Consider the following 273-nt stretch of genomic DNA (forward strand, 5'->3'; position numbering starts at 1 on the left):
TTTGGAATATCTGCCATTGTCCGCGTGCTGCAGCTCGCCGATAGGCCTCTCGCTTGGCGTCTTCCACATCCTGGCCGTAGCCGCGGCAATCTTTCCGCCACTCGGCGATGTATTCCTCTTCGCTCGGCATCGGTCCCGAATAGTCGTAACCCTGCCGGCAAGCCTGCATCCAAGCATCGTCACGGTCGTCCCCAAACGCTGGTGATACGGAGTTGGCGGTCAGCAGTACGAGCTTGGAAACAAGATCGGGACGCACGATCGCGACCCGCGCGG

At 60.8% G+C, this 273-nt stretch carries 1 pseudogene; it reads right to left on the reverse strand.

Annotation, left to right across the window (positions count from 1 at the left end):
• Positions 1 to 273 (reverse strand): annotated as a pseudogene (locus E5W70_RS32820) (alpha/beta hydrolase); the annotation flags it as partial.

The sequence above is a fragment of the Mesorhizobium sp. genome (genome assembly GCF_005063415.1).
Classification (GTDB): domain Bacteria; phylum Pseudomonadota; class Alphaproteobacteria; order Rhizobiales; family Rhizobiaceae; genus Mesorhizobium.